The sequence below is a fragment of the Aliiroseovarius sp. M344 genome (assembly GCF_025140835.1).
GTDB lineage: Bacteria > Pseudomonadota > Alphaproteobacteria > Rhodobacterales > Rhodobacteraceae > Aliiroseovarius.
In genome coordinates this window covers 535,047-547,944 of the sequence record NZ_CP081153.1, presented here as the reverse complement: position 1 = coordinate 547,944, position 12,898 = coordinate 535,047, and the positions used below count along the sequence as shown (strand labels likewise).

Genomic DNA, 12,898 nt, shown 5'->3' with positions numbered 1-12,898 from the left:
TTCTCATCCGGCCACGAGGCTGAAAAGAATGGAAGGACAGCACCATGTCCGCGACAGAGCAGTTTATCGACAGTGAAGACCTTCATCCCATCGACATCGTCGAAACCATCGCGGAACACCGCGCATGGGAATTTGACCGTGTTGCAGATGACCAGATCGCCATGGCGGTCGAAGGGCAGTGGCGCACCTATTCGATCACATTGGCATGGTCGCCCTATGATGAAACGCTGCGCCTGATCTGCACGTTCGAGATGGAGCCACCCGAGGACAGTCTGCCGCGCTTATATGAAGCGCTTAACATGACCAACGATATGTGTTGGACCGGGGCGTTCACCTATTGGCATGAGCAGCGGCTGATGGTGTATCGCTATGGGCTTGCATTGAACGGCGGACAGATTGTCAGCCCGCAACAGATTGACCAGTTGATCTCAAGCGCGGTCGCCACCTCCGAGAGGTTCTATCCAGCCTTCCAACTGGTAAGCTGGACCGACCGTACCATCGAAGACTCGCTGAAAGTCGCCATCGCCGAGGCTTATGGCCGCGCCTGAACCAGCTTTCGACACGCCGTTGGAAAAGCTCGGTCCTTGACCGGGCTTTTTTGCTGGCCGGACACCTGACCTGCGCGTTATCCATTGCTTGACTGGATCGGAGGAACACAAATGAGCGCAGATATGAAAGACCTAGAGGCGCGCGGCCTGGTGCTTTTGGGTTGCGGCAAGATGGGGTCGGCAATGCTGGAGGGCTGGCTTGCGCAAGGGCTTCCGGCTGGGTCCGTTTGGGTCAATGATCCCTATCCGTCAGAGTGGCTGTCCGCGCTGGAGGGGTTGAACCTGAATGCCGACCTGCCGACCAACCCCGCGATCGTTTTGGTGGCCGTGAAGCCCCAGATGATGACGGATGCCCTGCCGACGCTGGCAAGTCTCGGCAACGGCACGACGCTGTTTTTGTCTGTTGCCGCTGGCACGCCCATCGCAACCTATGAGGCCATGGTGGGGGACCAAACACCAATCATCCGCGCGATGCCAAATACACCTGCTGCCGTCGGGCGTGGGATCACCGCTATCTGCGGCAACAGTCGCGCGACCGCTGCCCATATGGACATGGCGGAAACGCTGTTGTCGGCCGTCGGGCAGGTTGTCCGGCTTGAAGGCGAGCATCAGATGGACGCGGTCACTGCTGTATCCGGCTCTGGTCCAGCCTATGTGTTCCACCTCATCGAAACGCTCGCTGCTGCGGGCGTTGCACAAGGTTTATCACCCGCGCTCTCCATGCAACTTGCCAAGGCGACCGTCGGTGGCGCCGGTGCGTTGGCCGAAAACGCAAGCGACGACCCGGCTCAGCTTCGCAAGAACGTGACCAGCCCTGGTGGCACCACAGCCGCCGCGCTTGAGGTTTTGATGAATGAGGCAGACGGCTTCCCATCACTTCTGACCCGCGCCGTCGCCGCTGCCGCCAACCGATCCAAGGAGCTTGCAAATGGGTGATCTGAGTTTTGAAGACTTCCTGAAGGTGGACATTCGCAAAGGCACCGTCACACGGGCTGAACCTTTTCCCGAAGCGCGTAAACCCGCCATAAAACTGTGGGTCGATTTCGGACCTGAGCTGGGCGAAAAGAAAAGCTCGGCGCAGATCACGACGCATTACGACCCCGAAACGCTTGTGGGGAAAGAGGTCTTGGCCGTCGTCAACTTCCCTCCCCGCCAAATTGGGCCTGTGATGAGCGAAGTACTGGTGTTGGGACTGCCCGACGAACAGGAGGAGATCGTACTGTTGACGCCCGACAAAACGGTGCCCAATGGCGCGCGGATGTATTGATGCGGCTGTTCATTTCCCGCCCACTACCCGATGCGGTGGTCGACCGTGCGCGCAAAAGTTTCGAGGTGACTGTGCGCACCGACACCACATCCCTGTCGCAAGACCAGATGATCACCAGCCTGCGCGACTTCGACTTGATTCTACCAACGCTCGGGGATTTCTATTCCGCTCAGGTGTTGGATGCGGCGGGTGACATCCGCGCCAAGCTGCTGGCGAATTTTGGTGTCGGCTATAACCACATCGACGTGGATGCCGCCAAAGCGCATGGTTTGGCGGTGTCGAACACGCCCGGTGCGGTGACCGACGCCACTGCCGACACGGCGATGACCTTGATCCTGATGACAGCGCGGCGCGCGGGCGAAGGCGAACGCATGGTGCGGGCTGGGCGTTGGAAAGGGTGGCATCCCACACAGATGTTGGGGCTGCACGTCACAGGCAAGACCATCGGCATTATAGGCATGGGCCGGATTGGTCAGGCCATCGCCGCGCGCTGTCACCATGGGTTCGGTATGGATGTGGTGTTTTTCAATCGGTCCCCCAAAAACCCACCTTTTCCGGCACGTCAATTGCCCAGCATTCACGAGGTCGCAGCGGCCTGCGATATTCTGGTGATCGCGGTGCCTGGGGGTGCTGACACCCAGCACTTGATTGGCGCTGACACATTCACCGCCATGCAACCGCACGCCATTCTGGTGAACATCGCTCGCGGTGAAATCGTGGACGAAGCTGCACTGATCGTTGCGCTGGACGCCGGGCAGATCGCAGGTGCGGGACTGGATGTATATGAGTTTGAACCAAAGGTGCCAGACGCCCTGATCGCGCGGGAAAACGTGACCCTTTTGCCGCATCTGGGCACGGCCACGCTGGAAGTGCGCACGGCCATGGGAATGTTGGCGATGGACAATCTGGAAGCCTTCGCCGCGGGCAAGCCGCTGATTAGCCCGGTTTGAGCTAAAGCGTTTCGCGTAAAACCCGCGTCACAGGATTTTCGGGAAACGCCCACAATGTTCATATGTTGCGCGGCGCCTCGCCTTTCCCCTGCCTCAGATAAAAGGCGAGACGCTTTAAGTCATGGCTTCGGTGTCTCCCACCGCTTCGCGCCAGTGGCGGCGACATAGCGAAACATAGGTTTCGTTCCCGCCGATCTGTACCTGATCGCCCGCGGTCAGCACATTGCCTTCGCCGTCTTGACGGACAACCATCGTGGCCTTCTTGCCGCAATGGCAGATCGTGCGCACTTCGCGCATTTCATCCGCCAATGCCAAAAGCGCAGCAGACCCGGGGAACAGTTTGCCCTGAAAATCAACGCGCAGGCCGTAACACATGATCGGCACGCCCAAGTCGTCGACAACACGCGCCAATTGCCACACCTGATCGGGCTCAAGAAACTGCGCTTCGTCAATGAACACGCAGGCGCACGGCCCGGCATTCAGCCGCGCTTTAATTTTCTGAAACAGATCCTCGCCAACATCAAAAGTGTCGGCGTCAGTACCAATGCCGATCCGGCTGCCAATACGAGCGGACCCAGCCCGACCATCCAGTTTTGCGGTGATCAGATAAGTCTGCATGCCGCGTTCGCCATAGTTATGACTGGCTTGCAGAAGCAGGGTCGATTTACCCGCATTCATCGTCGAATATTGAAAATAGAGTTTGGCCATGCTTTGGGATTACGCCGCGCGGCTGTCGTGATCAAGGGCTGCATCACAAAGCAGGCCGCAGCGCAGCTGTTTCAAAAACAAGCGCGCAGACAGAAAGGGGGCAGCAGAAGCAAAAACACTATTAAGGTCTGCGGGTCGAAACCCTGGGGATGGAACGGACCAATTACTCACCACATGTGCCCTGCTGACACTGACCTGAACAACATGTCCAAATCTCCCACCGTCATACACACAGTGGACCCTTTCTGTGCGCTGGCGCGACAAGCGCCAAGCACTCGATAAACTCACCAACTCGCTATGGATTAAATAAGCCATTCCATTGCGCGCAGAATAATGGGAAAAGAAACGTGGATTTCCCCGCAGTCAGATGCGGATGTGCAGAGGTTACGTATATGGAAAGTATTGGCAGTTACTTGAAGAAGCACACCGAGACCTTGGTTAAGGATGTGGGGCTTGAGGCAGCATGTGAACTTACCGGCAAGTCCAAAGCGACGTTGGGCCGTTATTATTCAGACAGCGACGAACATAGCGATAGGTTCATGCCGGTAGACGCTGTGGCGGCTCTGGAGAAAGCGTCACGTTATCCGCATGTCACCAGCGCGCTGGCGGAACTGCAGGGCATCACTATGTCTTATGACGCGGAACGCAAGAACGCGGCGAGCGGCGGCGTTAACTCGGACGTCATCGCGCTTTCGCAGCGTTTTGCCATGCTGATGGGAGAGTATCAGCAGTCTATCGAAGATGGTGTGATCACCATCAACGAAGCCAAACGCCTGCTGCGTGAAACGTTGGCGCTTCAGCATGTGCTGATCGATATGAAACTTCATCTTGAGGAAGAAAGCGGCGGCTGACCGCCTCTGGCGGCCGCGCATCTTCACCTAAATCAGATCTGCAGCCAGTTGCCGGGTGTCTATGGGCGCCACGGCATGACTTCTATCCTCCGCCATTTCGCAAATCAGCGTTGGTGAGATAGTGATCCACACAATCCTGAACACGGCGGAATCTGTCACCCCCCAACTTCGTTCCCCCGAACCAGCGGGTTACAACAATGATGTGACCCTGCAACCCCTCGCGCTCCAACATCCGCAGGATGACAAGCCCTGCCCCAGCCTCTCCGTCGTCGCCCTTTGTCGGGCCATCATCAGCTAAAAGCGCAGCCCAGGTATTGTGGCTAGCCTTGGCGAAGCGCTTATCGCGGGTCAGTGCCTTCAGAAACGCCTTCACGTCGGCACGCGACGTGACCGGCCCGCCAGACACTGCGTATTTTGAACCACGATCGGTCAGGAAACCATTAAACTGCTGCATCTGCCCCCACTGATCCGCGTAATGTAGGCGCCAAAACCCATCCGGACCAGAGGATGCACTGGCCTTTGTCGCGCGATCGCGTAAACTCGCCCTATGTTTACTATTGAGCACGAATTTGACGCAACCGTCGTTACCCTTGTGGACGAAGGGCGCGAGCATTTGAACGAAGACGTCACCATCAATGCGTTTGACGATTGCGTCACGCTGGAACAATGGGACCCGCGCACGGACTTGGTTCATCGGATCACGCTGTCACCCGCACAACTGGCAGACCTGACAGCTGCATTAAACCTTCCTGAAGGAATATATCGTTCGACCAAGACTACGGGCGGCTAAGGGTACGGCTGACAGCGTCTTGCCAAGTCTGATAGCGTCGGGCCCGGGTAGCCTGATCCATCTTGACCTCGAACCGGCAATCCAGCGCCCAACGCGCGGCAAACCCGTCTTGATCGGGGTATAGGCCCGCTTTCATCCCTGCCAGCCAAGCCGCCCCCAATGCGGTGGTTTCCAGCACTGTTGGGCGATCAACGGCCGCTCCGGTGATGTCGGCCAGAAACTGCATGGTCCAGTCAGACGCCGCCATGCCACCATCGACACGCAACACAGTATCGGCCTTCGCCCCCATATCTGCCTTCATTGCAGCCAACAGATCACGGGTCTGAAACCCGACGCTTTCAAGTGCAGCGCGCGCAAATTCCTTTGGCCCTGAACCTCGCGTTAAGCCGAACACCGCACCGCGGCATTCAGCATCCCAATAGGGTGCGCCCAGGCCGGTGAAGGCTGGAACAAGAACGACGTCCTGTTCGGGGTCAGCAGCTTTGGCCAGATTACCCGTCTGTGCGGCATCATCGATGATCCCCAGCCCATCGCGCAGCCATTGCACGGCGGCCCCGGCGATGAAAATCGACCCTTCCAGCGCATAGGTTGGCTTACTATCCAATTGATAGGCAATGGTGGTCAGAAGTCGATTGGTCGAGGTGACCGGGGTGTCCCCCGTATTCAACAGCGCAAAGCAGCCCGTGCCATATGTGGATTTCATCATGCCGGGTTTAAAACAGGCCTGCCCAATCGTGGCCGCCTGCTGATCACCTGCAACACCCAGGATCGGGGTCTCACCACCCAGCAGATCTGTCGTGCCGAACTTGGCGGCGCAATCCAGCACCTCGGGAAGCATCGACATCGGGATATCCAGAAGCGCGCAGATGTCAGCGTCCCATGCGCCGGAGTTGATGTCGTAGAGCATCGTCCGCGCAGCGTTGGTGGCGTCGGTCACGTGCCGCGCCCCACCTGTCAGGCGCCAGATCAGAAAGGTATCGACCGTGCCGAACACCAACTCGCCCGCTTCGGCGCGGGCGCGGGCACCGTCCACATTGTCCAATATCCAGGCCAATTTTGTCCCAGAGAAATAGGGATCCAACAATAACCCAGTTCGACTGGTCACAAGCGCTTCGTGCCCGGCCTCTTTCAGCTTGGAACAAGTGCCAGCAGTGCGTCGGTCCTGCCACACGATTGCGTTGTGAATTGGTTGTCCCGTCGCCCGATCCCAGACCAGCGTCGTTTCGCGCTGGTTGGTGATGCCAATGGCTGCGATGTCAGCACCGCTGGCAACCTCAAGACAGGTATCGCGAACCGTTTTCCAAATTTCTTCCGGATCATGCTCGACCCAACCCGAGGCCGGAAAGTGCTGTGTAAATTCGCGCTGCGCGGATCGGGTCGGGCGCATCTGATGGTCAAACAAAATGGCGCGCGAGGATGTGGTGCCCTGATCAATGGCAAGAATGTGGGTCATTGTGTCTCCGATCATCGTGTGAACCGCCGCCAAGTCGCGACCAAGATATCGCTAACATTCCGACAGGCACCTGTCACGACTGATTGCAACTATACCTTATGCCTGCTCCGGCCTAACTTACCGAAAAAGAGGTGCTCTTATGGATATTTTGGAACGGCTTCGCGACGCGATTGGTACAGCTCATGTCCTGACAAGCGCCGATGCAGATCCGTGGACCCGCGACTGGCTGGGCAAGTATCACAGTGCGCCCAAGGCAGTACTGCGACCCGGCTCGACGCGCGATGTGCAGGCTATCATGGCCATTGCCAATGAGACGGGCACGCCTGTTGTCCCCGTTTCGGGCAACACCAGTTTGTCAGGCGGAACCCAGGCGGCAGAAGGCAGCTTGGTGCTGTCACTTTCTCGCATGAACCGCATCCGTTCGATCCGCCCAGACGCGCGGCTTGCCATCGTTGATGGCGGCGTTGTGCTGGAAACCCTGCAAGTCGCTGTTGCGGCCCATGACCTGAACTTTCCGATGAGCTTCGGAGCCAAGGGGTCGTGCATGATCGGCGGCATGCTCGCCACAAATGCAGGCGGATCAAACGTCCTGCGCCATGGCAACACCCGTGATTTGTGCATCGGGATCGAAGCGATTCTGCCCAATGGCGAGGTGCTCAATCTGATGAGCGAGTTGCACAAAGACAATTCCGGTTACGACCTCCGCGACCTGCTCATCGGTTCTGAAGGGACGCTGGCGGTCATAACGGGCGCGGTCCTGAAGTTGGTGCCTGCCCCGAAAGCGCGCGCCACCGCCATGCTTGCGGTCTCGTCGCTTGGCGACGCCCTGTCCATTCTTAACCGCCTGCAGGAAGAAACTGGCGGCGCTGTTGAAGCTTTTGAATATATGCCCAGCGCTTATTTAGACACGCTTGCCAAGCGGCACCAGAACTTGCGACCGCCGTTCTCTGACCACCATGACATCAATATTTTGGCTGAAGTCGGATCAACTGTTGCGCGTGACGCCACCCCCGACGATGACGGGTCCATCCCCCTTACGTCGCGATTGGAAGAGATTTTGGCTGGGTTCATGGACGAAGGTGCCATCACTGATGCGGTCATTGCCCAAAACGATACGCAGCGCACCGAGATGTGGGACCGTCGCGAAGCCGCCGCTGAGGTCATGTTGTCCCGTCGCCCCTTGGTGAACAATGACATCGCCCTCCCCCTTGATCGCGTGGAAGAATTCCTGACACGCATGGCGGGTGAGCTTTCGGCGATAGACCCCGACGCGGAGGTCATCGAGGTTGCACATTTGGGTGACGGCAACATCCACTATGCCGTCTTCCCCAGCGACGCATCCTTTGTCACCCCAATTATGGAACGTGTTGAGGACGTCACCATCGAAATGGGCGGCAGCTTTTCGGCCGAACACGGGATTGGCCTGTCAAAACTGCCGTCAATGCAAAGACGCAAGGATCCGGTGGCTCTGACTGTGATGAAGCAGATCAAACAGGCGCTGGACCCGAAGGAGATCATGAACCCGGGGAAGGTGTTGCCGGAGTGAAATCTAGTAGTTCCCTGCAGGTCTGGTTTGAGCCCTTATTGACCGCGGTGTGGGTCATTTTCTGGAAGCGCTGCACGCAGGTCCTCAGCACTTTTCCAATCCGGTTTGGCGCTAGCCCCGGTCTCGTCAGGGATATAGGCAGATGCCCCAGCTTTGGTCAGATCGGGAATATAACGCGGGCAATTCGGAAAAATCTCGTCGGCGTCTATTTGCACGGTCATCTTTTGGCCCTCAATCTTTGGTCCATCCAAAAGATTACAGTTCCCATTGACTCGCAATCGTTTGGGCTGGGCGCCAAATTCAATGAATAGCAGCCCAACGCGTCGTGACCTTAGTGCGTTACCAAGGCTTCGATACATTGAATTTCCATCGTAATCAGACCATTCTAGGCGCCTCGGGCCGGTAACTCGAACAAAGCCCGGGGCGCCGCCTCGAAAAGAACAGTCGACGCTTTGTTTGTGTGCGGTGGCGATGAAGAAGAATTCAGAACCCTCAATGAAACTGATATCTTGCTCCCGAAACTCAGAAAAGCGCCGATGCTTTTCCAATGCGTCCGCCATTCGACGGCCGTCGAATTTGTCCTGCAATTCCCGGTGACCATCGTGATACATGCTGCTTGGCTGAGACGACATTCTTGTTCCTCCTTGCGTGACCAATTGCAGTATATCAGTATTCTTCAAATTCAGCGAAGTGCAGCACTCTCTGTTTGATTTTGGTCGCGCCGTTTGAGGGGACTGATGCAATCAAGCCCAAGTCGGAAACCTGTCCTTGTTAATTGTTGACACATCTCAGCATTCTCGCAGAACAATGGCTAAGCGAAGACGGGAACGGCAAAATGAAAGTAGACGTGCAATTGCGCAATTTACCCGGAACGGAAGCCGCGGTTGGCTGGGCCGGTAGTCACACGATTGTCGCGGACCGGCCTGAAGGAAAAGCTGGCGGTCTTGGGTTAGGTTTCAACGGCGCCCAACTTCTTGCGCTGGCCTTAGGTGGGTGCTTTTGCAATGACCTGCGCTACGCCGCTGAAGAACTTGGCGTAAAGCTCGATAATATTTCCGTGGATGTATCACTCGAATTGGGAGGCGAACCGTTGGTCGTCACAACGGCCCACATGCTGGTTGACTGTACCACGTTAGACAGTTCTGACCCGACACTCGTAGTAGAAAGCGCACGTTCGAGTTGTGTAGTAAGCAATTCGTTGTCTGTTGGTGTGCCGGTTTCCATCTCAATGGCGGGTTAGTCCCGCACAGCAGCCCTCAGTAACTATACTCAGCATAAATCCGCGAAAGATCCCCGTCCCATTCGCCGTGATACTTGCCCAGCAATTCACAGGCGGGCGAGCGACCTTCCTCGACGCTTTCCTGCACCGCGTTCAGGAAGTGGGTTTCGTCTGGCACCAGACCGGCATTGCCTTCGCGGCCACGCGCTCTTAGGCCAGCTTCGGCAATTTTCACGGCCTCACGTGCAAGATCATGCAGCTTCACGCCGCCTGCCTCGCCCTGCAACCCGTCGACTGACGCCGCGACCCGCAAGCCCTCGCGTGTTTCCGCGTCAAGATTTTTGGCCAGATCCCACGCCGCATTCAGGCTGCTCTGATCATACATCAGCCCGACCCAGAAGGCGGGAAGGGCGCAGAGGCGACGCCATGGACCGCCATCGGCGCCGCGCATTTCCATATATTGCTTGATCCGCGCTTCGGGGAAGATTGTGGTCAGGTGATCAGCCCAGTCGCTCAGCGTCGGCGTCTCGCCGGGCAGCGCAGGCAGTTTGCCTTGCATGAAATCCCGGAAAGATTGGCCCAGCGCGTCAATATATTCCCCGTCGCGATAGACAAAGTACATCGGCACATCGAGCGCGTATTGAACATAGCGTTCAAAACCCATGCCGTCCTCGAACACAAAAGGCAGCATCCCGGTGCGCGACGCATCGAGGTCACGCCAAATACGCGAGCGCCACGACTTGTGACCATTGGGTTTACCTTCAAAAAACGGCGAATTGGCGAACAGCGCGGTGGCAACGGGCTGCAACGCCAGCGCCACGCGGAACTTCTGCACCATGTCGGCCTCGTCCGCGAAGTCGAGGTTTACCTGCACCGTACAGGTCCTGTACATCATCTGTTTGCCGTGGGTTCCGACCTTGTCCATGTAGTCGGTCATCAGTTTGTAACGCCCTTTTGGCATCACAGGCATTTGCTCGTGCGTCCATTCTGGCGCCGCCCCCAAACCGATGAACCGTGCACCGATCCCGTCGGCGACCTCTTGCACCTCGCGTAGGTGTTCGTTCACTTCATCACAAGTTTGGTGGATGCTGTCCAACGGTGCGCCAGACAATTCAAACTGCCCGCCCGGCTCCAGACTGATATTCGCGCCATCCCGCTCTAGCCCGATCAGGTTGCCAGCCTCGCGAACCTCGGACCAATTGAAGCGGTCACGCAACCCTTCCAGCATCGCCAAGATTGACCGTGGCCCGTCATAGGGCAACGGGTTCAGCGTATCTTTGCAATAGCCGAACTTTTCATGCTCGGTCCCAATCTTCCACGTCTCACGCGGTTTACAGCCATCTGCCAGATACTGGGCCAGTTGATCTTGGTGAGTGATTGGTCCGCCGCCGGACTGAGGGATAGACATGGGCGTCTCCTGAATGTTCGCGCCTTGCAGGGTCTTTCAGTGGTGGGCCAATGGGCCGGAAGTGTCAATGCAACGATACGACCGGGCGTTGCCAGATCACGACAGTTTCATTGGGTGGCGTATTGGCGGCACGGATGGCCCCATCAATATCTGCTCCTGGCAGGGCGGTCAGGGCGTCGAACAAGGCCTCTGCCCCTTCCGCACGCACTGGGATGAACAGGATTTCATTGCCGGTGCGAAATCGCCAACTGGCCATTCCGGCGCGGTCTTTTGCAATGTCGATCCGTCCCACATCGTCCAGTGACGCAAAGCCGCCACCGATTGGCGCCAGATAGGTAATCTGGCGTTCATCGACCTGCACGACCCCAACGCCGCCATGGCCAGCACGGATCCGCGCGTGTCTGAGGCCGGACCACAAGATCGCCACGCCGAACGCAGCAACGGTCAGGCCGATCCACTTGATCAGACCCAACGACCCTATCGCCCACCAAAGGCCCAAGAATGCGATGATACCGCCCACAATAGCTTCGCGATACCGAGCCAAAGCCGCGCCCGCTTCGGGGCGCACAAAGCTCATACGCCTGCCCCGATCACTTGCGGTTCAGCGAGGATCGCCAATGTATGGCTTCCGATCTTCTGAAAACCGATGGCCTCATAGGCGCGGCAAGCAGGTTCTCCGCTTGCAAACAGAATGGCCGTCTTGACGCCTTTGCCCTGCGCTTCCCGAAGGTGCAGCGCCACAGCACGCCGTGCATAGCCTTTCGAGCGTAGGCAGGGAGGCGTGTAGACCCCACCGATCTGCACCATGTCCGGCAAAGTCGCGTTAAATGCGGTTTTAGCGACGGGGACGCCCTTGCACTCCAAAATACGGTGATTGTCGGATGCGATATGCGCTTGCGCTGTTTCCCGGGCCCGACGGCGCACCCTGTCATCAAGCGTCAGGCCGAATGCAGTCAGGTCATAGTCGATCACCCACTCCACCAGCATATCCAGATCGTCGTCTGTCGCGGGTCGCAGCTTGCCGACACCGTCAGGGGTTATCAGGCCATCCAATGGCAACCGGTAAAGCGGCTCTTCCCTGTCCGTCGAATATGCGGCGGCATCTATGCCAAGACCGCGCTTTCCAAGGTCGACCTGCGTGGGATCACCCATAATGCCCGCAACCGTTCTGCCTTCGACCGCCGCTGCAAACTCTTGCCAATCGCAGAGCCTTAGATCGGGAACCTCGCACATAACAAAACCCGCTTTGCTAAAGCCGATCACCCCCCGCAGGTCCGGCGCGCCAAAAAGCCAGAATTCAGTGGACCGTGGAGACGCCGAAGGGGCCAACCCAAGATTGGCAAGATTAGAGCGCAAAAACATGCTGGTTGCTGCGTGCTGCTTCAAAAAGCCCTCGATTGCAGCTTCATCGCCCGGTTGGGCCACGCGTATCACGCCCAATCTCCCAACGCCTGCTGCCACAGCGTCATCGCGGCCACAGCGGCGGTATCAGCCCGCAGGATACGTGGGCCAAGGCTGACCGGGTGGGCGATGTCCATCGCACTCAAACGTTTTCGCTCGGCATCAGAAAAGCCGCCTTCGGGACCTATGAAAATTGCCCAACGATGACCGCTGGCGGCAGAAAGGGTCTCGGCCGCACCCACGAGGCTTTCATCACAAAACATGATCTGGCGATCATCTGGCCACGCGTCCAGAAGCCTGTCCATACGCATAAGGTCCGCGACTTCGGGGACATAGGTGCCGCCGCATTGCTCGGCGGCCTCGATGGCATGTGCCTGCAACCGGTCGCGACGGATGCGTTCAGAGTTTGTGAACTCGGTCTGCATGGGCTGAATCACCGCCGCGCCCATTTCGGCCGCTTTCTCGACGATAAAATCAGTGCGGGCCTTCTTGATCGGCGCAAAACACAACCACAGGTCAGGCGGCATGTGCAGCGGGCGCGATTGCGCCAAACACTCCAAAACACCTGCGCGCTTTCCCGATTCGATAATACGCGCCGGAAATTCGCCGTCACGCCCATTGAACAAGGCGACAAGGCCGCCGTCTTTCAACCGCATCACGCCAAAAAGGTAATGCGCCTGTTCGCGTGACAGCGAAACGGTTTGCCCCTCGGCCAAGGGGTGATCTACATAGAGCCTGACTTTCGCCTGTTTCATGA

Annotated in this window: 16 protein-coding genes; 8 read left to right on the top strand and 8 right to left on the bottom strand. The window is 57.8% G+C overall.

The window, feature by feature from the left end:
• Positions 1-44 precede the first annotated feature (44 nt).
• The 4 genes from K3556_RS02675 to K3556_RS02660 all read left to right on the top strand — a co-directional run bounded on the left by K3556_RS02675 (position 45) and on the right by K3556_RS02660 (position 2,765).
• Complete coding sequence (locus tag K3556_RS02675) at positions 45-548, top strand: YbjN domain-containing protein (RefSeq protein ID WP_260518188.1); 504 nt, start codon at positions 45-47, stop codon at positions 546-548.
• Between the two features lie 111 nt (positions 549-659).
• Positions 660-1,484, top strand: coding sequence for a pyrroline-5-carboxylate reductase (proC, locus tag K3556_RS02670; protein ID WP_260518187.1), 825 nt, complete (start codon positions 660-662; stop codon positions 1,482-1,484).
• The gene (locus K3556_RS02665) at positions 1,477-1,815 is read left to right on the top strand and encodes a tRNA-binding protein (protein ID WP_260518186.1); all 339 of its coding nucleotides are present in this window, start codon (positions 1,477-1,479) and stop codon (positions 1,813-1,815) included. The genes proC and K3556_RS02665 overlap by 8 nt, the downstream gene beginning before the upstream one ends.
• Positions 1,815-2,765 (top strand): 2-hydroxyacid dehydrogenase, encoded by a 951-nt coding sequence (locus tag K3556_RS02660; protein ID WP_260518185.1) that lies wholly within the window; start codon positions 1,815-1,817, stop codon positions 2,763-2,765. Before K3556_RS02665 ends, K3556_RS02660 begins: the two co-directional genes overlap by 1 nt.
• A 114-nt stretch (positions 2,766-2,879) precedes the next feature.
• Here the strand turns inward: K3556_RS02660 and K3556_RS02655 are convergent, their stop codons facing one another.
• Positions 2,880-3,473: a thymidine kinase gene (locus tag K3556_RS02655; RefSeq protein ID WP_260518184.1), complete on the bottom strand. Its 594-nt coding sequence runs from the start codon at positions 3,471-3,473 to the stop codon at positions 2,880-2,882.
• A gap of 392 nt (positions 3,474-3,865) precedes the next feature.
• On the opposite strand from K3556_RS02655, the gene K3556_RS02650 reads away from it, so the two are divergent.
• Positions 3,866-4,324, top strand: coding sequence for a hypothetical protein (locus K3556_RS02650; protein ID WP_260518183.1), 459 nt, complete (start codon positions 3,866-3,868; stop codon positions 4,322-4,324).
• Between the two features lie 82 nt (positions 4,325-4,406).
• On the opposite strand, the gene K3556_RS02645 is transcribed toward K3556_RS02650, so the two are convergent.
• On the bottom strand, positions 4,407-4,778 hold the full coding sequence (locus K3556_RS02645; protein ID WP_260518182.1) for a YigZ family protein: 372 nt from the start codon (positions 4,776-4,778) through the stop codon (positions 4,407-4,409).
• Positions 4,779-4,871: 93 nt separating this feature from the next.
• Here K3556_RS02645 and K3556_RS02640 point away from each other — a divergent pair, with 93 nt between their 5' ends.
• Positions 4,872-5,114, top strand: a complete 243-nt coding sequence (locus K3556_RS02640; protein WP_260518181.1) for a hypothetical protein — start codon at positions 4,872-4,874, stop codon at positions 5,112-5,114.
• On the opposite strand, the gene glpK is transcribed toward K3556_RS02640, so the two are convergent.
• Positions 5,101-6,567 carry a glycerol kinase GlpK gene (gene glpK, locus K3556_RS02635; protein ID WP_260518180.1) on the bottom strand — a complete coding sequence of 489 codons (1,467 nt, stop codon included), beginning with the start codon at positions 6,565-6,567 and terminating at the stop codon, positions 5,101-5,103. The genes K3556_RS02640 and glpK overlap by 14 nt on opposite strands.
• 139 nt (positions 6,568-6,706) lie before the next feature.
• Between glpK and K3556_RS02630 the strand changes: the two genes are divergently transcribed.
• The gene (locus K3556_RS02630) at positions 6,707-8,113 is read left to right on the top strand and encodes an FAD-binding oxidoreductase (protein WP_260518179.1); all 1,407 of its coding nucleotides are present in this window, start codon (positions 6,707-6,709) and stop codon (positions 8,111-8,113) included.
• Between the two features lie 35 nt (positions 8,114-8,148).
• On the opposite strand, the gene K3556_RS02625 is transcribed toward K3556_RS02630, so the two are convergent.
• Positions 8,149-8,745 carry a pyridoxamine 5'-phosphate oxidase family protein gene (locus tag K3556_RS02625; RefSeq protein WP_260518178.1) on the bottom strand — a complete coding sequence of 199 codons (597 nt, stop codon included), beginning with the start codon at positions 8,743-8,745 and terminating at the stop codon, positions 8,149-8,151.
• Positions 8,746-8,891: 146 nt separating this feature from the next.
• Here K3556_RS02625 and K3556_RS02620 point away from each other — a divergent pair, with 146 nt between their 5' ends.
• Positions 8,892-9,353 (top strand): OsmC family protein, encoded by a 462-nt coding sequence (locus tag K3556_RS02620; protein WP_260518177.1) that lies wholly within the window; start codon positions 8,892-8,894, stop codon positions 9,351-9,353.
• A 16-nt stretch (positions 9,354-9,369) separates the two neighbouring features.
• Here K3556_RS02620 and K3556_RS02615 read toward each other — a convergent pair whose 3' ends face one another.
• From K3556_RS02615 to K3556_RS02600, 4 genes are all read right to left on the bottom strand, one after another.
• Complete coding sequence (locus tag K3556_RS02615) at positions 9,370-10,740, bottom strand: glutamate--cysteine ligase (RefSeq protein WP_260518176.1); 1,371 nt, start codon at positions 10,738-10,740, stop codon at positions 9,370-9,372.
• Between the two features lie 64 nt (positions 10,741-10,804).
• The gene (locus K3556_RS02610; protein ID WP_260518175.1) at positions 10,805-11,317 is read right to left on the bottom strand and encodes a hypothetical protein; all 513 of its coding nucleotides are present in this window, start codon (positions 11,315-11,317) and stop codon (positions 10,805-10,807) included.
• Positions 11,314-12,174, bottom strand: coding sequence for a GNAT family N-acetyltransferase (locus K3556_RS02605; RefSeq protein WP_260518174.1), 861 nt, complete (start codon positions 12,172-12,174; stop codon positions 11,314-11,316). The genes K3556_RS02610 and K3556_RS02605 overlap by 4 nt, the downstream gene beginning before the upstream one ends.
• A complete protein-coding gene (locus K3556_RS02600; RefSeq protein ID WP_260518173.1) occupies positions 12,171-12,896 on the bottom strand; it encodes a 16S rRNA (uracil(1498)-N(3))-methyltransferase in 726 nt (241 codons plus the stop codon). The genes K3556_RS02605 and K3556_RS02600 overlap by 4 nt, the downstream gene beginning before the upstream one ends.
• Positions 12,897-12,898: the final 2 nt, after the last annotated feature.